Origin of the sequence: Gordonia terrae (genome assembly GCF_001698225.1) — a bacterium.
GTDB lineage: Bacteria > Actinomycetota > Actinomycetes > Mycobacteriales > Mycobacteriaceae > Gordonia > Gordonia terrae.
Map to the genome: position 1 here is coordinate 1,252,057 of NZ_CP016594.1, position 20,119 is coordinate 1,272,175.

Consider the following 20,119-nt stretch of genomic DNA (forward strand, 5'->3'; position numbering starts at 1 on the left):
CATCGGTTTCGGCCGAGGGTGGCCGATGTGATGGCAGTGTCGGGAAATGACCGTTCGTCCCGGTGAGCGTTGATGTCGACAATTCATGACGCGACGCCGCGAGCGGTGTGACAAGAGGGCGGCACATGGTGAGTGGTGAGGCAAGGCGTTGAATTCGACGACGCCCGTGTTTCGATCTCGTGGCCGGCGCATGTCATTTTCGTGCACGCCGGGGTGTGGCGGTGTGCGCGTTTCTGCTCGAGTGGATCGATTGGCAGTGCTGTTCGTGACAGTTCCGGGACCGGGGGGATCAGACGGTCGGCCCGGCCCGTGAGCCCGGGTCTCCCCGGCCGTCGTCGTGAACGCCGGGACGTCGAATGAGCGACTCGTCCAACCCGGAGATCGTGGTGCCGGACGCCCCACGACAGTTCGCGCTCAGCGCGGCCCAGCGTTCGCTGTGGTTCACCCAGCAGGCAGCGCTCGATGTGCCGATCAACGTCGCCCAGTATGTCGAGATCGACGGGCCCATCGACGCCGAACTCTTCGTCGCCGCGACGAGCGCGGTGGTGCAACACGCGCAGTTCACCCAGCTCCGGTTCGTCGACACCGAGGACGGGCTCGTCGGCGTGTACGACCCCGGCCTGCACTACTGGGCCGACATCATCGATCTCCGTGACCGGCCCGACCCCCGCGCCGTCGCCGAGGAGATGATGGCGCAGGACTATTCGCGTCCGCTCGATCCACGCGTCGACCGGACGGCACGCGGGTGCCTGTTCCGGCTGTCCGACACCAAGTCCCTGGTCTACAACCGGGGCCATCACCTGCTCTCGGACGGGATGGGTGGCAAGGACCGGATGGTCGAGGCCCTCGCCGCCTATCACGCCGCGGTGACCGGGGAGCCCGCTCCGGCGCAGAAACCGGTCGACCTGGACCTCCCCGCCCGGGCCGACGCCGAGTACCGCGCGTCGAAACGGTTCGGCACCGACCGCGCGTACTGGCGGGACAACATGGCGGGCGTCGGCATCGCGGCGACCCTGGCGCATCGTCCGGGGCGTCCCGCGGCGGTGGCCCGTCGAGTCGCGTCGGCGGTGCCCCCGGCCACCATGGCGAGGCTGCACGAGGCCGCGCACCGCGGTTCGACGATGCTGCCCAACGTGCTGGTCGCCGCCTTCGCCGCCTACCTCGGCCGGGCGGCCGCGCAGGGCGACGAGGTCATCTTCCAATTCCCGGTCGCCGCACGGACGACCGCGGCGCTGCGGGCCACCCCGCTGCCGGTGGCCAACATCGTGCCGCTGCGCACCGGGGTCACCGGTGCGGGCACCGTCGCCGACGCCCTCCGGACCACCCAGGCCGCGCTCATGGGTGCGCTGCGCCACCAGCGGTATCGCGGGGAGGACATCTGGGCCGACGTCGCCGGAGACGAGTCCTCGGGGGCGACGCCGCGGACGGCGGCCCAGGAACGTTCGGGTCCGATGCTCAACCTGATGCTGTTCGACCGGGAATTCCCCTGCGGCGACGCGCGCGCCACGTTCCACATCCTCACCGTGGGCCCGGCCGACGATCTGACGATCAACATCTACCCCGTACCCGGCGAGGACCAGGATTCCTCGCTGATGATCGGCGTCGAGGCGAATCCCAACCGGTACGACGATGCCGAGGTGGCCGCACACCACGGTCAGTTCCTGTCGATGCTCGACACGTTCGCCGATGCGTTCCTCCGCGAGCCGGACACCCGGGTGGACGACCTGCCGTTGCGATTCCCCGAGATCGACACCGACGCCGGCACCGAGACCGACACCGGCGCGAGGCAGCCGGGCAGCCTCTGGGAGGCCCTGACCGACGCCGCAGCCCGGCGGCGGCACGAGCCCGCGGTGGAGTACCCCGGGACGTCCGTACCCGCGCTGCTCACCTTCGAGCAGCTGCACGCCCGTGCGGGCCGACTCGGGGCGCAACTGCGCACGGTCGGGGCGCGGCCCGGTGTCACGGTCGCCATCGCGGTCGCGTCGGATGCGGACCGGTTGCTCGCCTGGTGGGCCGTCGCCGCGTCGGGAGCCGCCGCGCTCCTGGTCGATCCCGCAGCACCGCAATCGATTCCGCACGCCGTGAGCGGCGCGCCCGGCGCCCTGCTGGTGATCGCGGACGACGCCACCGATCCGCCCGCCGGCGTCTCCGCCGGTGAGGTGTGGACACTTGCCGGACTGGCCGACGTCGCGCCGGCGCCGGGATCGGCGGCGTCCCGCCCGGACGACACCGCGTGTGTCGTCCACGGAGTCGTCGGAGCTCTCGGGGCCGCGGACGTCGTCGCGATCCCGCAGCATGCCGTCGCGACACTCATCGTCGACGGGGTGTTCGCCCCGGCGGCGTCCGGCCCGGGCTACGGGCGACTCGCATGTATGGCGCCGAAGGCCTCCTGGGCGTCGCATCTCGAGATGGCCGCGTGCGCCGCTCACGGGCTGCGCCTCGTCGACCCGGACACCGACCTCGCGACGCACGCCGTCGTCCCTGCCGGACCGCTCGACGAGACCTCGGCCGGCGCGGCGACGACCGTGCTGGTCGTCGACTCGGGCACCATGCCGGCGCCGACCGTGCGGTTCGCGTTCGGGCGGGACGTACGGACCGCCTACAGCCCGGGTGGCGTGCTGGGGCCCTACACCATCACGGACCGCATCCGCCCGGATCGGCCGATCGACCGACCGTTGCCGAGTGGACGGCCGCGACGCGGCGTCGATGTCGCGATCCTCGACCACCGGCTGCGTCCGCTGCCCCCGGGGATCACCGGTGACATCTACATCGCGGGAATCGGTGCGCCACAGTACGTTGTCGGAGACGGCGCCCGGACCGCGACGATGATGGTTGCGTGCCCGTGGCAGCCCGGCCGACGGATGGTGGCCACCGGGGACCGTGGCCATCGCGAGCCGGGAACGGGCGACGTGGTCATCGACCACCGTGCCGGGGACATCGTCGAGATCGACGGGGTCCGGGTCGATCTCGCACTCCTCGAGCGTGCCGCCACCGAGGTGTCCGGTGTCGCCGTGGCGCGCGCGGCAGTGCTCGGCGACGGTGTCGGGATCGCTCTGTGCCTGTCCCCGGCCGGACGCCGAACGGCCGGGGAATCCGAAGACAGTGATCCACACCATGTTCGGGCCTCGGTGCGACGCCGGGTCAATGCGGAACTGCCGACGGTGCTCTGGTTGCGCCGGGTGGCCATCCTGGAGTCGGTGCCGCTCGACGCGGTCGGTGTCGCCGACCGTGCCGACGTCGCCGAGCTGATCGCGGCGGCACCGGAATCCCGGGCCGCGCAACGACGCCCGTCGACGCCGCTCGAACACGCCGTCGCCGACGCGGTGACGCACGTTCTCGGCGTTCCCGATCCCTCGATGGACGACGAACTCGTCCAACTCGGTGCCACGTCACTGGGATTCATGCAGCTCGCGACGCACCTCGGTGACTCCCTCCGGGTCGTCGTGAGCATGCGTGATCTCGGCGAGGTCACCACTCTCGCCGAACTCGCGGCGGTACTGGAGGCGGCGGAGCAAGGTCGTTCCGGGCCGGGGGAGTCGCCGGGAAACCCGGGGGTCACCCGCTATCGCCCGACCCGCGCGCAGCAGGAGATCTGGCTGCTCAACCGCGCCGACAGGCATGCGACCGTCTACCACCTCCCGGTGCGACTGGTTCTCGCCGAGGGGGTCGCGGCCGACGTCGTCCGTGCCGCGCTCGTCGATGTCGCGGCCCGGCACGAGGCGCTGCGGACGGTCTATCCCGACACCGGCGGGGAACCGGTGGCGGTCGTCCGCGGAGTCGGCGACGCGCGGATACCGGTTCCCATCACCACCGGCACACTCGATGCCACCGGCGTCGAACTCGCGGTCTCGGCGCCCTTCGACCTGACCGTGGACATGCCCTGGCGTGCAGTTGTCGACGAGACCGGCGCACAGACCGAACTCGTGCTCGTCGCGCACCACATCGCGGTCGACGAGTGGTCCCTGCACATCGTGGTCGACGACTTCGCGCATGCACTGCGCGCCCGTCTCGACGGCGGGGAGCCGGTGTGGACCGAGGATGCGGTGGGCTTCGGGGCAGCGCTGAACGCGCGGTCGCACGCGATCGATCCGACCGCAGAGGTCCACTGGGCGAAGGTCATGCGCGAGGCTCCCATGCGCCTCGCGTTGCCCGAGCCGGCGCGAGCACTGCCGGCGGGACTCACCTCCGGTCCGGCGACGACCCTTCGTCGGACGATCGGTCGCGACGCCCGCGAACGGGCCTCCGTCCGAGCGCGGAACGCCGGGACGACCCTGAACACCCTTCTGTGCGTGTCACTCTCGGCCACCATGGCCGAGTACTCGGACACCGACGACATCGTGATGTCGGTGCCCGTGTCGGGGCGGTTCACCACCGAGGAACTCCGGCCGGTCGGCATGTTCGTCGAGACGGTGCCGGTGCGCACCATCGGCGTTCGGCACAGCGGCGTCGCCGAGGCCCTCGCCCGCGTCGGAGCGGATCTCACGGCTGCGATCACCCACGCCGATGCGGCGCCGACCGGACTCGCCGACGTCATCTTCGCCTACCACGCCTCCCGGCCGGATCTCCCCGGCGCCGCCGTCTTCGCCGATGTCGAGACGCTGCCGACCGGCCAGGCACGAACCGCGCTGGAACTCACCGTCTTCGACGACCCGGAGGGGCTGTCGGTCGCGCTGACCGTCGCCGGGCGACGCGTCGACACCGTCGCGGCCGAGCACCTGCTCGATCGTTTCGTGGAGACGGTCGTCGCGCTCGGTGTCGCGTCCCCGGAGTCGGTCATCGCCCGATGCCTCCCGGTACCGACCGCTCGGACGAGAAGCGGCGGGGTCCGCCGGACCACGCCCGTCGACCCCATCGCCGCGCTGCGGCGTCAGGCAGACACCCGGCCGGACGCGCCCGCGGTGGTCGCCGGCGACGCGACCCTGACCTACCGGGAACTACGCGACCGGGCCGAAGCCGTCGCGATCAGGCTGCGCGAGAACGGGGTCCGGCCGGGTGATCGGGTCGCACTGATCCTGCCGCGCAGCGCGGACACCGTGGTCGCCATCGTCGCGGTGCTGATGGCCGACGCGGTGTACGTGCCGATCGAACCCGGCGATCCGCCGTCCCGCACGGAGCTGATCCTGGCCGCGACCGCACCGGCCGCGTTCATCGAGGACGGAACCGAGGTCCGTCCGATTGTGGACGGGGTTCGGGCACAGCCGGTTCCGGGCGGGGCGTATGTGATCCACACATCTGGTTCCACCGGTGTCCCGAAGACCGTGATGGCGACCCGGGCGAACCTGGCGGCGATGCTCGGAGCGGCGCTGGACACCATCGAGGCGACCGAACGCGACGTGTGGAGTTGGGTCCATTCCTACGCCTTCGACTTCTCGGTCTGGGAGATCCTGGGCCCGTTGGCCTCCGGCGGCCAAGTCGTCGTGCTGCAGCGCGAGACGGTCCTCGACCCGGGGTTGCTGTCCGCGGCGTTGGACCGGTACGGGGTCACCGTCTGCTCGCAGACCCCGACGGCCTTCGGCAACCTCATCGACCCGGCGGTGTCCGGCACCGGTGTGCAGCCGGGACCGAGGTCGCTGCGGACCGTCGTCTTCGGCGGAGAACCGTTGTCGCCGAATTCGTTACGGAACTGGGCGGTCGCCCATCCCGAGGTCGGACTCGTGAACATGTACGGCATCACCGAGACGACCGTGCACCTGACGGCCACCGAGGTCGACGTCGACGACGAACGAAGCGACATCGGAATCCCGCTCGACGGGGTCGCGACGGCCATCCTGGGCCGGGATCTGCGTCCGGTCCCGGTCGGCGCCGTCGGCGAACTGTATGCGAGCGGCGATCAGGTCACCCTCGGCTACCACAACGCGCCGGGAGTCACCGCGACGCGATTCGTCGCCGACCCGAACGGTTCCGGACGCCGGATGTACCGCACCGGTGATCGCGTGCGCGAACTCGCCGGTGGTCGGATGGTCTATCTCGACCGCACCGACGACCAGGTCCAGATCCGCGGCCACCGTATCGAACTCGGCGAGATCGTGGCCGCGCTCCGCGACGTGCCCGGGGTCGGTGACGCGCGTGTGCTGGTCGATCCGGGGAGCCGTCCCGGCGACGAACGGCTTCTCGCCTTCGTCACCGAGGACGGTCTCGCCGACTTCGACGTCCTGGACGCCCTCGACGAGGACCACCTCCGCACCGCCTGCGCGAACCGGCTTCCGGGCCACATGGTTCCGGTTCGGGTCGCGATCGTCGACGGCTGGCCGATGACGTCGACCGGCAAGCTCGACCGCCGTCGGCTGACCGGTCTACTACCGCAGGTTCCGGGGACGTCGCCGCGGGCGCTCACGGCGACCGAGCAGTCCATCGTGGGCGCCATGCGGACGGTGATCGGAACCGAGGCCGTGCTCGACGCGGACACCAACTTCTTCGCAGCCGGGGGAACCTCACTGTCGGCGGCGCGGCTCGCGGCCGCGCTCGCCGGAACGGGCGATCACGTCGCCGTCGCCGATGTCTTCGAGTACCCGACGGTGGCCGCCCTCGCCGCGCACATCGAGGCCACGGCGCACACCGTACGTCCGGTCGACGGCGTCCACTCCGGTCTGGCGCCGCTCGCGGCCGGGGCAGACCTGACCCTCACACCCGAGCAGATGGACCTGTGGCTCCGGTGGCGGACCGAACCGGACTTCACCGGCTACCTCATGCCCCTCGCGCTTCCCGTCGACGCCCGCCCCGACGCGCTCCGCCGTGCCCTCGTCGAAGTCGTGACGCGGCACGACGCGCTGTGCACCGTGTTCCCGGTCGGAGCCGACGGGCCGGTGCAACGCCGCCTCCGCGACGAGTACGTCGTGGAAGTCCTGGAAGAAGCACTGGCGGCGACGATCCCGGTCGCCGACGCCGAGTCGGTGGCAGCGACGCTGGGAACACTGCACGCACCGATCGACCTGGCTGCCGAGCTGCCGTGGCGGGTCCGCATCGGCGAGATGGACGGTCAGAGCTGGCTTCTCGTCGTCGCGCACCACATCGCCGTCGACGGCGAGTCGTTCCCCATCCTGTTCGCGGAACTGGGTTCGGCGTTGGCCGGCACACTCTCCGCACGCGGCGAGATCGACTACCGGGAGTACTCGGCGTGGCGATCGCGAACGCTGGCCGCGCGGCACGCCGAGCTGGTCGCCCACTGGGTCTCGGCGTTCGACCGCGCCGTGGAGCCACTGCGGCTCCCGGAACTCAACCCGGGGAACCAACACCCCTCCGTCCCCGAGGCACACTCCCCAGACCCGCACTCCCCGGACCGGACAGTGGTGCACCGCACGCACCGAAGCCTCGATCGATCCGAGACTTCGATCCTCGACGAACTCGCCGTGACGAGACGGAGCACGCCGTTCATCGTCGTGCACACCGCACTCGCGGCGGTGCTGGCCAGACAGGCCGGGACCGACGTCGTCACGGTCGGCACGGCACTGTCCGGACGGCTCGATCCGCGACTGCTCGCCGTACCGGGACTGTTCGCCCGCGCCGTGCCGCTGCACACCCCGATCGACCTCGATCTCCGCTTCGTCGACCTCCTGGCGGCAGTCACCGCGGTCGATCTCGGCGCGTTCGCGCACGCGGATCTCCCGCTCACCGAGATCACCGAGATCGCCGATCCCGAACGGGTGAAGGCCGGGACCCCGCTCTTCGAGGTCTCGTTCGGCGCCGTGCCGGACGAGCTCGTGGCGGCCGGCGGCGACGGCGGAGGCGCGGGCATGGCGCCCGGCGGCCCTGCGCTGTGGGGTGTTCCGCTCTTCGGTGTGGATGTGTCGATGTTCCGCCGGGACGGTGCACTTCACCTGACCATGGCGTGCACGGGTGCGGTGGCGAGCGCGGCGCGGCTGGATGCGTTGTGCGACCTCGTCATCGAGACGATCCGCCGCGGTGTGCGGGAACCGCTCCGCCCGGTCGCGGCCCTGCTCGCCCCCGCGGTCTCGCCCCCGGACCTCCACGCGCAGAGCCGAACCCGGGGCCCCGAGACGCTCGACGAGCTGCTGACCGGACGTCTCGCCGCCGAACCGGACGCGATCGCGGTCATCGACCGCCGCCATCTCGGCCCGGGACCCGGTTCCGCACTGACCAACGCCGACCTCGACCGGTCGGCGACGCGTGTCGCCCGCGAGCTCATCGCCTCGGGGATCGGTCCGGGTGACGTCGTGGTCGCCCTGCTGCCGCGTTCGGTCTTCGGCGTCATCGCGACCGTCGCGGCGGCGCGCGCGGGAGCGGCCTTCGTCAACGTCGATCCCGCGGATCCGGCAGGTCGGAAGCAGATGATCGTCGAGCGGTGCCGGCCGCGTGCGGTCCTCACCCTCGCCGCGGAGTCCGTGCCCGCGGGGGTCCGGGCGATCGCGCTCGACGAGATTCTCGCCCGCGACCCCGATCCCAGCGCGCGCACGCCGGGCCCGGCGCCGTTCGACACCACCGAGCGGGTGCGGCCGTTGTCGGTGGACGACGTCGCCTACATCACCTTCACGTCGGGAACCACCGGACGGCCCAAGGGGGTCCAGGTGACCCATCGCGGCCTGTCCGGCTGGGCGCGAGACACCGTGACCCGCCTTCGGCTCGATCCGCCGGACAGGGTGTTGCACACGTACGCAACCGGATTCGACGCCCACCTGATGGGTGTCGTGCCGCCTATGGTCGCCGGCGCGACCATCGTCATGTGCCCGCCCGACGTCATCGCGGCCGACGAACTGACCGGGTTCGTCGACGCCGAGCGGGTGAGCGTCCTGCTGACCACACCGTCGGTGCTCGCGACCATGCGTTCGCCCGAACTCCCCGGTGTCCGGCACGTGGCGGTCGGCGGTGAGCCGCTCGGCGCGGGGCTGGTCCGCGACTGGACCGTCGGGCACACGCTGAGCAACGAGTACGGTCCGACCGAGGCCACCGTCGCGGTGAGCAGTGCGCGGTTCACCACGGACCCCAGCGGGCCGATCTCCATCGGCTCTCCGCTGCGGGGAGTCGGCATGTACGTGTTGGATTCCGCGCTGCGGCCGGTCCCGGACCACACCGTCGGTGAGCTCTACCTCGCCGGAAACTGTCTGGCGCGGGGCTATCTCGGCGACCCGTCGGCCACGGCGCGCGGGTTCGTCGCCGATCCCCACGGCGACGGCGGCCGGATGTACCGGACCGGCGACCTCGTCCACCGCCGCCCGGACGGCACCTTCGTGATCCACGGTCGCACCGATGATCAGGTGAAGATCCGCGGCGTGCGTCTCGAACCGGGCGAGGTCGACGCGGCGCTGTCGGGGCTGCCCGGCGTCGCGACATCGGTGACCGCGACGCGGACCACCCCGGCGGGGGAGAAGATCCTGGTGTCGTGGGTGGTGGCCGAGGACGGCGCACAGGCCGCGGACCTCTCCCGACAACTGGCACACCTGTTGCCCCGCAGCATGATCCCGAGCGCGTTCGTGTCGGTGTCGGCGCTGCCGATCGGGCGGAACGGGAAGATCGACGTGGCCGCGTTGCCCGATCCCGACTTCGCCGGCGCCGCGACCGCTCCCGCTGTCCGCGCCGGCCGCCCGCCCGCCGGCGCCACCGAAGAACTGGTGTCGGCGGTATGGGCCGAGGTCCTCGGACGTCCGGTGGCGTCCATGGATGCCGGGTCCGACTTCTTCACCGAGGGTGGCACCTCGCTGTCGGCTACTCAGGTGACGTCGAGGCTCGCCGCGGCGACCGGCGCGGACATCGGGGTCCGCGTGATCTTCGAGGCGCGCACGGTGGCGGGTGTCGCCCGGCGCGTCGATGAGCTGCTCGCCGGCGCCGGCGGCGTTGCCGTGAGCGCAGCGCCCGCACGACTCCCGGTGCCGGAGATGCTGCCACTGGCATATCCGCAGCGCCGCATGTGGATTCATCACCACGTCGAGCCGCTCTCGACGGCATACCATGTTCCGGTCGTGCTCCGGATCCGCGGACGCGTCGATCTCGCACGCCTGCGAAAGGCCGTCGACGAGGTCGTGGCGGCCCACGCCGTTCTCCGGACGGTCTATCCCGATTCGCCGTCCGGGCCGCGACAGCGGCGTATCGAGCATCGGAGTCCGGTGCTGCGGCATCGCCTCGTCGACGCGGCGGCCGGTCCCGAGGGCCTTCGTCGGGAGATCGAGGGCTTCCTTCGCCTGCCCTTCGACCTCGAGTCCGAGTCGGGGTTCCGGGCCACGGTTTTCGAGCTCGACGCGGCCGACGATCCGCACACTCATCTGGCGGCGGTGTTGCACCACATCGCGATCGACGGATGGTCGACCCGGGTGTTGCTCGCGGACCTGCTCCGCGCATACGACGGCCAGCGGCTCTCGGTGGCGGCCGACGAGGCGTTCACCTACGCCGACTTCACCCAGTGGCAGATCACGCGGCTCGGTGATCCAGCCGATCCGCACAGCAGATACGCGCGAGAACTGCGGTACTGGGCCTCGACGCTCGCCGATGCGCCGGGTCCCCTCCGCTTGCCGGGCAGCGTCGATCCCGGCGGCCCGGGCACCGGCCGGAATGAGGCGGCCGGCCGCGTCGTCGGGCGGTTGTCGGCCTCCATCGTCGGCACCGAAACCCTGCACCAGACCGCGAAGACGCTGTCGGCGAGCGTCTTCCAGGTCGCGCATGCCGCGCTCGCCGCGCTGCTCGGACAGTGGACCGGCGAACGGGACCTGCTCATCGGTGTGCCGGTGCACGGCCGGCATGCGCCGGAATGGGAGTCGGTGGTCGGCATGTTCGTCAACACCGTCGCGCTGCGGACCGATCTGCACCCGGGGTCGACGATCCGCGAAACCGTCGAGCGGGCACGGGATGCCGCCCTGGCCGCACAACTGCACAGCGAGGTCCCGTACGAGGACGTCGCTCGCATGGTTCGCCCCGATGACCGGGCGGCGGGGGACCCGCTGATCTCGGTGTTGCTGGTCAACCAGGACGTCGTGCCCCAATCGTCGGGCGAGGTCGTGCTCGCCGGGCCGTCGTCGAACGACCGAGGACCCGGCGCGGACTCGGTGGTGGCGACCCTGGTGCCGGAGTTCACGGCCACGGTGGACGCGAAGTACGACCTCGAAGTCGTTCTCGCCGAACAGGACGACGAGTTGCACATCACCGTCGTGCACTCCGCATCCGTGCCGACCGAGGTCGCGCGTGCTCTGCTCGACGACTTCCGCGGATTCCTGCTGGCCGCGGCCGGCGATCCGGGGCAACCGTTCCCCGTCGCCGGTGCGCCGGTCGCCGACGATGTGGTGGCCCACCAGGTGCCGGGAGCGCGGTCGGTCGGTGAGCCGGTACCCGTGGCGTCCGTTCGCCCGGCGTCATCGGCTCCACTCGTCCGGGCGATCACCGAGGTGATGTCCGAGGTGCTCGAGGTGCCGCCGGGATCGGTGGGGGAGGCCGACGACTTCTTCACGCTGGGCGGTACCTCGCTGTCGGCCACCCGGGTGACCTCCGCGCTCGGCCGTCGTCTCGGTGTGCGGGTACCGACCCGCGTGCTCTTCGAGAACCCCACCCCGATCGCACTGGCGCAGGCGCTGACCGAACTCCCCGACGAGCCGGCCGACGCCGACCCCGCCCGGGATGCCGTCGCCGTGCCGACGGTGGGCACGGCCGAAGGCGAGGCCGACCACGGCGATCTGCCGCTCGCCCCGACCCAGCGTCGGATGTGGGTCGGCGCGCAGATGCTCGGTGCCGTGCCGATCTACGCGGTGCCCGTGGTGGTACCCGTTCCCACCGGGGTCGGCGAGCCCGCGGTCGTCACCGCGGTGGAGACGCTGATCGACCGTCATCCGGCCCTGCGCACCCGGTACCTCGCCTCACCGGACGGACCTCGGCAGCGGGTTCTGGGTGCGTGGCGGCCGCCCATCCGGCGGGTGGGCACGACCCGGCTCGCGGCCGGCGACGGGATCGGGATGCTCGGGGAGGCCTTCGATCTCAGCGGCGAGCCGCCGGTCCGGGTGTGGCTGATCACCGGCGACGACGAGGTGACGCCGGTGGCGACGGTGCTGATCGCGCACCACATCGCGATGGACGGCGAGTCGGCCGCGATCGTGGAGCGCGAACTCACCGCGCTTCTCGCCGGCACCGACCTCGGCCCGGCGCCGACCGGCTTCCCGGTGGTCGCCCGGCAGATGGTGGCCGACGAAGAGCGATCCCGGGGAGATCTGCTGGACTTCTGGCGTCGTGCCCTCGAGGGGTACAGCGGTGAACTCGACCTCGCGCAGCGACGCCCCGCCGTTCGTGACCTCCGGACCGCCACGATCGAGTACCCACTCGAAGCGGTTGTGGGGCAGGCGGTGTCGTCAGCCGCTCGGCGGTCGCAGGCAAGCGAGTTCCACATCCTGCACGCGGCGGTGGTACTCGCCCTCGCGGTGCAATCAGGGTCCGACGACATCGCGCTGGCCACCCCCGCGTCCATGCGTCGCGACACCGGCACCGCCGGCACGGTGGGCATGCTCATCTCCACCGTCGTGTTGCGTACCCGGGTCGCCCCCGGCATGACGGTCGGCGACCTGATCACGCGTGTCCGCGACGAAGACCTCGCGGCGCTCGACCACGCCGCCATCGCCTTCGATGATGTCGTCGCGCTGATCGATCCGCCGCGCGTACCCGGACGCCATCCGCTGGTGCAGGTCGCGTTCTCGCTCGCGGACCCGGCCGGCGGGCCGAATCCGGTTGCGAACGAGCCTGATTCCGCGGGCGCCGATGCCGACACCGATTCCGCCGACGCCTGGACCGTGCCGCGCAGCGAGTTCGATCTCCACATCGTGGCGGTGCCCGACGCCGGAAGCTGGCGGTTGCGCGTCCACCACGGCCGGGAACTGTTCGACGATGCCATGATCCGAGCGCTCGGTGAGCGGCTGGTGGCCGCGGTGACGGCGGTGGTCGGGGAGCCGTCGCACCGCCTCGCGGCGATCGAACCGCTCACCGGCGCGGAGCGGGGATTCGTCGCAGGCCGGGCGCGGTCGTCGTCGCCGACGGGGGCCGAACCGCTGCTGGCCGAACTCCTCACCGAGGCCGTCGCGGCGTTCGGCGACCGGCCCGGCATCGCCGACGAGAACCGGTCGCTCTCCTACCGCGAGTTCGACGCCTGGGTGTCGGTGACCGCGCGCGCGCTGCGGCGGCGCGGTCTCGGTGCAGGCGACGCCGTGGCCGTGGTGGTGCCGCGATCGATCGAGTCGGTGGTCGCGATCTGGGCGGTGAGCCGGATCGGTGGCGTGTGCGTACCGGTCGACGTCACGTACCCCGCGGCGCGGATCGACCACGTGGTCGCCGGCGCCCGGGCGAGTGTGATCACGTCCGCCGACATCCCCGCACAACCCACGGAACCGGTGATGTCCGAACCGGTCACACCGGTGTCGCGCGATGCGCTGGCCTACATCATCACGACGTCGGGCACCACCGGGACCCCGAATGTCGTCGGGGTGACCCATCGGGGGGTCCACCGGGTGGCCGCGCTCGCCGACGTCGAATCGACGGACCGGGTCGGGATGGCCATCAGTCCCGGATTCGACGCGACGTTCCACGACATGTTGCTGCCGCTCGCCGCGGGTGCAACGCTCGTGGTGGTCCCCGCCGGGATCGCGGGCGGGGACGACCTGACGAGGTTCCTCGACGACACACGCGTCAGCGTGTTCACGGCCACCCCGTCGGTCGTCCGCACGCTACGGCCGGCGGCGATCGGTGCGCTGCGTCTGGTGTACATCGGAGGTGAGGCGCTGTCGGCCGACCTCGCCGCGACGTGGTCCGAGCACGCACAGGTCCGCAACATCTACGGCCCCACCGAGACGACGGTGACGGTGTCCACCTCCGCCTACCGTCGCGGCGACCCGATCCGGCTGGGACATCCGCGCCCCGGCATCGGCGCCGAGGTGCTCGACGCGCAGTTGCGCCACGTCCCGCCGGGCGTCGTGGGAGAGCTGTATATCGGCGGAACCGGGGTTGCCCGAGGCTATCTCGGCGATCCGGCGCTCACCGCGGCGAGTTTCGTCGCCGCCCCCGACGGCAGTCGCCGCTATCGGACCGGCGACCTGGTGCGGTGGGATCGCGACACCGGCGAATTGGTCTACGTCGGGCGGGCGGACCGCCAGGTCAAGATCCGCGGGCAGCGGGTGGAACCCGCCGAGATCGACGCGGTGATCGTGCGGGCGGGTGCCGACCGGTCGGCGACGGTACTACGGTGGGGACCGGTGGGGCCCGCCCTCGTGTCGTACGTGGTGTCGCCGTCGGTGCCGGTCGCCGAACTCCAGGCCGAGTGCCGGTCGTCGCTGCCGCGGCACATGGTGCCGAGCCGGATCGTCGCGCTCGATGACCTGCCCCTCAGCGGTGCGGGCAAGATCGACACACGGCGACTGCCCGAACCCGTCTGGTCGGAGTCGGTGCGCGAACCCGGGACCGAAACCGAGGCAGCGGTTCTGGATGCCTTTCGCACCGTCCTCGGCGAGCCGACACCCGAGCATGGCGCGGGCCGCCATGCCGACGGGAGCGCCACCGGGATACACGTCGGCATGGATGACGACTTCTTCGCCGCCGGCGGGCACTCGCTGGCCCTGCTGCAGTTGCGCGACGAGCTGGCGACCCGGACCGGGAGGGTCCTCGACGCGGCGGACCTGTTCGGCCACCGCACGCCGGCCGAGGTCGCCCGGTTGCTGGACGGGATCGCGGCAGTGGATCTCCCGGCGCGACGCGTGTTGCCCCTGTCCCCGGGCCCCGCCGAGCGGCGCCCGGAGATCTGGTGTGTGCACACAGCAGCCGGCATCGTCGAACCGTTCCGGGTGCTGGGCGACTCCCTGCGATCGGCCTCCGTGTTCGGGCTGCAGCTGCCCGAACTCGTGCTCGCCGGCCGGGAGCTCCCGTCGACGGTCGAGGGCATCGCGGCACTGCACGTCGAGGCCATCCGGTCGACCCAGCCGCAGGGACCGTACCGGCTCGTCGGCTGGTCTGTCGGTGGTGTCATCGCCCACGAGATCGCCCGCCGGCTCGTCGAACTCGGTGCGGAGGTGGCGCTGCTGGTGCTGCTCGACCCCCGGACGCCCGCCGAACTCGCAACGGTCGACGACGAGGAACTGCGCGCCGCCGATCACCCGCTGCGAGAGCTCGCCGAGCGGCACGACCCCGAGGCACTGCGCCGTTTCGACGAACGGACGCGGAGTCTGGCCGGCGCGGCTCGTTCCTACGACCTGGGTCCGGTCGCCGTCGACAAGGTCGTCTACGTTGCGGCGCAGGACAACCCGGACCCGCAGGAGTGGGCACGGGTGGTCGATCCCGGCGGGCGGGGCGTCGTCGACGTGATGTACACCGACGCGACACATGCGCAGTTGGGGAATTCGGACGTGATGGCGCGGGTGGCCCGCAGAATCGAGGAGGAATGGTGACCGTATCCGATCAGGCGGCGACGCCGCAGATGTCGATCCTGTTCGTGTGTACGGGCAACATCTGCCGTTCGCCGATCGGCGAACGCGTGCTGGCCGGTCTCGCCGGCCGGGCCGGTGTCCCCGTGACGTCGACCAGTGCCGGTGTCGGGGCACTCAACGGCCAGCCCATCCACCCGCACGCCTCGGCCGTACTGGTCGAGAACGGCTACGACGCAGCGGGTTTCGAGTCCCGGTATCTGCGGCCGCCGATGCTCGCGGAGTCCGACCTCGTGCTGTGCATGAGTCGCGAACACCGCGCCGCGGCGCAGCAGATGGCGCCGGCTCGGTGGAAGCGGGTCTTCACGCTGACCGAGTTCGCCGCGCTCTGCGACCTCGGTGCGCTGCCGGAGATCATCGCCGGGCGCGGGCGTCTCGACCCCAACGCGGAGCAGCTCGACATCGTGGACCCGATGGGCCGGCCGCGTGAGGACTTCGATCGCGTGTTCGCCGAGATCGAGCCGAAGGTGGAGGCGGTGGTCGGGTGGTTGGCGGCGAATGCCGGCTTGGCGCCGGCGCCGGCGCCGGGAGCGGGGGAGGTCCGATGATCCGGCGTCTCGCGGGCAACCGCGTCGTTCAGGTCGTCGCGGTCCTGCTGGTCCTCGCCGCGGCGGCCACGGTCTGGCTGGCGTATTCGGCGTTCCAGGTGCGCGACGACCTGGAGTCGGTGCGCACGGACGCGAGCCGAGCCCGGACCCTGATGCTCGACGGCGATCAGGCCGGTGCCCGGCAGGCGGCCGAGGCGGCGTCGGCGAGCGCCCGGGACGCCGAGGACCGGTCGTCGGGCTTCCTGTGGTCGGCGGCAGCGGCCGTGCCGCTCGTCGGTTCGCCGTTGAAGTCGGTACAGCAGATGAGCGATGCCGTCGCGGCGCTCTCAGCCGACGTGCTGGTGCCGGCGGCCGACCTCGCCACCGTCCTCGACCCGAACCGATTGCGTACCGGCAACACCGTCAACCTCGCGTTGCTGCGTGACGCCCAACCCGCACTGAAGTCGGTGGCCGAGAAGTCGGCCGAGGTGGCCGAGCAGGTGTCGGCGATCGAGCCGAGCTGGCTGGGCGTGGTTGCCGATGCCCGCGACCAGCTCGCCGAGCAGGTCGATGCCGCCGATTCGACGGTGCAGGCCACGAGCATCGCCGCCGAACTCGTCCCGTCGATGCTGGGCGCCGACGGTCCCCGGAACTACTTCATGGCGTTCCAGACGCCGTCCGAGGCACGCGGAACCGGCGGTCTCGTCGGCGGTTTCGCGGTGCTGAACGCGACCGGCGGGCGGGTGACCATCCCGGAGCTCGGCGCCAACTCGGAGTTCCGTGATCCGGCCACCCCGCAGATCGACCTGGGTCCCGAGTACGACGCGATCTACTCGTACTACCGGCCGTACACCGACTTCCGGAACGGCAATCTCAGCGCCCACTTCCCCGACGCCGCGCAGATCTGGCTCGCGAACTGGCGGGCGCAGACCGGCAAGCAGCTCGACGGGGCGATCGCGCTGGACCCGATCGCGCTGAAGTACGTGCTCGAGGTCGTCGGGCCGGTGACGGTGGGCCGCGAGAAGATCACCGCCGACAACGTCGTCCCGATCACGCTGTCGACGGCCTACCAGCGCTTCGCCGACGACAACCAGGCCCGCAAGGACTACCTGCAGTCCATCTCCCAGGCCGTCGTGAACAAGCTCGTCACGTCCAGTGGGAGCACCCGCAACCTGCTCGAGGCGCTCGGTCGTGGCGTCCACGAGCGACGGATCATGATCTACAGCACCGACGACGAGAACCAGCGGATCCTCGAGTCGACCAAGCTGGGGCACCAGATCTCGGACACCTCCTCGCCCTACCTGCAGGTGGCCGTCGGCAACGCGTCCGGGACCAAGCTGGACTACTACCTGCGCCGCGAGATCAGCTATACCTCCGGCGGATGCAACGGTGACACAAGGGAATCGACGATCACGGTGAAGCTCACCAACACCCTCGACACCGCCGACAGGACCGACTACGTCGCCGGAAACCTCGGCACCGAACTCTCGGTGAAGAAGGGCACCAACCTCGCCAACGTCGAGTTCCTCGCGACCAAGGGCGCGGTCCTGAAGGAGATGACCCTCGGCGAGGGCGGGGCGTTCTATGTGGAGCAGGCCCTGCACGGCCGCCCGTACTACTCGACGCGCGTCGGCATCGCCCCGGGGCAGACCGCCACCATCGTCCTGACGATCGACGAGCCCACCTCCGCGCACGGCGACGCCGAGGTCCCGATCCAACCGCTCGTCGACGACCCCACCGTGAACGTCGACGTCCCCGCGTGCGGCCCGGAGGACTAGCCGAAGCAGCGGGTGAGGTCGTCAACGCCTGGGCGTTCGATCGGGGAGACGGTGATCCGCTGCGGGAGCGACGGGCTGGAGCGGTATCACTGTGGAGTTGTCAAGGGACGGGTGCGATCCCGGGCATCGCCCCGGTGCGGAAGGCGCTGCGCGCGAGTGTGGTGGGCGGGCCCGGTTGGTCAGGCCGCGTCGTCGAGTCGCATGGTGCGGCGGTCGTAGGCGGGTAGTGGTCGGCGCTGCGGGTCGATGGTGGCAGGCGGAACAAGCCAGGGGTGTCGGTCGAAACCCATCACGACGTCCCAGCCGTGGTGGTGGACCTGGGTGTGGCAGCGTTGGCAGAGAAGGCAGCCGTTGCCGAGGTCGGTGGGACCACCGTCGGCCCAGTGCTGGATGTGGTGGACCTGGGTATGTGATGGCGGCGCACCGCATTTGACACAGCATTGGTCGCGCACGATGACCGCCTTGCGTAGATGTGCTGGGAACAGCCGGTGCGTGTGTCCCATCTGCAGTGGTACGCCTTCGGCGTCGAGGATGATCTCGGTGAGAGATCCGTCGCATGACACCTGACGGGTGGTCGTTCGACTGACCGATCCGGTCCACGGCAGGGTGGCGGGATCTGCGCCGGTGGCGGGGATCGTCACCATCAGCTGCGTGCGTGGTGAGCCGACGGTGTCGATGGTGGCACCGATCGCCGCTTGGTCGAGGATGAGCTCGAACGCATCAGCTCGGCGCTGTTCGGCCGAACGCCGGTCGTCGGCGCCGTCGGGTTCGGGTCGTGGGCAGGCTCGTTCGTCGATCATGGAGAGGAACTTCTCACCGACCACCTGTGTGAGGTCGGCACGGATCTCGACGCGTCCGTCGTCGGTGGTGTGGGCGTTGACCGTGTTCAGTGATGCATCGTCGGCGGCGGGAATGCCGCTCTCGGAGGCGTTGGCGATGGTGTTGCCGATACCGCGGGCGTACCTCGCCACCTCCGCCGGTGTTGCTCCTGACAGCCCTTGACCGACCAGAGCAAGCTCGTAAAAGGCGCGATCCTCGTCGGAAAGTGCTGTCGGCGAACGCTTGTCGATCTGAGCCAGGCCGCGGATGATGGCGTCGGCGACTTCCGCGGACAGTCGTCCGTCGGCGGCATGCCGGGCCACGGCGGGTAGCTCGTGGAGAGCGTCGACGCTCCGCAAGGCACGTACAGCCACAGCGGGTGCGTAACCCATCTCGATCAGCACCCCCTTGGTGGTCCCACCGGCCTTGTGTGCCACTCCGAGTTCTTCGAGTTGGGCTGCGTGCGTGACGATCTGGTGATCGATGGCATTGCGGAGCAGTCGCAATGTCTCGAGCGCGTCGAATGTTGCTCTGCCCGTGGGGTCGTCGGCGGGCGGGGTGGTCTCGATGAGCTGCTCGAGGAGGGTGGTGAGCTCTGGCATGACTCCAAGGTACCGGAACATTCATTCGATGACGAGGTGTTTCCACAGCCTGATCATCGCGAAATGTGTTGCTGTTGAGTCGTATTCAGGAACTCTAGACGCGTCTGGCAACAACAGTGAACAGAAGTCACGCCCGTTTCAGATGCGGCCGCTCGCACGCCCCTGGGCTCGTTCGCAGGCAAAGGGTTCGGTTCTGGTGGAGCGGTCTCGGTACGTGCTGTCGGTGGCGGCTGGTAAGGGGCACGTCGGAGGCGGTGCGGAGCTGGCGGTACCGAGGATGTCGGGAGGTGTGATCCGTGTGTCGCGCAAGGGTTAAAGGACTTCATTGCGAGTGCGTGTCCGCCGGTCGAAACCTATCGATTGCGCCGAGGTATCGTCGCGGTTGTGGAGCCGCCGTCAGTCAGGTTGCGGTGACGCACTGGACCACACGGTTGCGCGCGGCCCAAGTCGGTGACGGTGATGCCACCGTGGCGGCGGCAAACGTTCACGTTCTCCGCTGATCCCGAGTTGGGGAGTAGCCAAGTCCAAGCTGAGCCGGGCGCCACCGATCTTGCCGATGCGACGGGGGGGTAGCGGCAGAGGCGACTCGCGACCGCAAGCGAAACGGCACCACGATGCTGTTCGCGGCACTGGAGGTAGCCAAGGGCGTCGTGGCTGATCGATGCTACAAGCCGTCACGGCTGCGCCGATCTCCTCGACGTCATAAAACGGTTGCAAGGGCACATCCGCGCAAGATGGCATCGTGTGCGACGTCCGAAGGCATCCACGCCCACGCCAAGACCTCACCGACTTGAGGCGCGCGACACGAAGCACAGTCGCGTGGTGAGTCGAGCATCTGGGCGGTCACAACACCCGATGGATGCGCCGGCACCAGCGCACGTGGGTCTCGGTGAACCATTGACAGACAACGTATTTCACCCGGACCCGACCCCGGATGCCTGGCCGACGGGGTCCAATCGAGGGTTTGCCCGCCGATGCCCGATGAATCCGGTCAAGGCGGTCGACGCAAC

The 20,119-nt window shown here is 70.6% G+C and carries 4 protein-coding genes; 3 read left to right on the forward strand and 1 reads right to left on the reverse strand.

Annotation, left to right across the window (positions count from 1 at the left end):
• Positions 1-356: 356 nt before the first annotated feature.
• Genes BCM27_RS05770 through BCM27_RS05780 form a run of 3 tightly spaced genes read left to right on the forward strand, consistent with a single transcriptional unit; the run spans position 357 to position 17,688 of the window.
• A complete protein-coding gene (locus BCM27_RS05770; RefSeq protein WP_004019914.1) occupies positions 357-15,347 on the forward strand; it encodes a non-ribosomal peptide synthetase in 14,991 nt (4,996 codons plus the stop codon).
• Positions 15,341-15,931 (forward strand): low molecular weight protein-tyrosine-phosphatase, encoded by a 591-nt coding sequence (locus BCM27_RS05775; protein ID WP_033205307.1) that lies wholly within the window; start codon positions 15,341-15,343, stop codon positions 15,929-15,931. The genes BCM27_RS05770 and BCM27_RS05775 overlap by 7 nt, the downstream gene beginning before the upstream one ends.
• On the forward strand, positions 15,928-17,688 hold the full coding sequence (locus tag BCM27_RS05780; RefSeq protein ID WP_004019910.1) for a DUF4012 domain-containing protein: 1,761 nt from the start codon (positions 15,928-15,930) through the stop codon (positions 17,686-17,688). Before BCM27_RS05775 ends, BCM27_RS05780 begins: the two co-directional genes overlap by 4 nt.
• Before the next feature lie 179 nt (positions 17,689-17,867).
• Here BCM27_RS05780 and BCM27_RS05785 read toward each other — a convergent pair whose 3' ends face one another.
• The gene (locus BCM27_RS05785) at positions 17,868-19,130 is read right to left on the reverse strand and encodes an HNH endonuclease (protein ID WP_039865859.1); all 1,263 of its coding nucleotides are present in this window, start codon (positions 19,128-19,130) and stop codon (positions 17,868-17,870) included.
• Positions 19,131-20,119 lie beyond the last annotated feature (989 nt).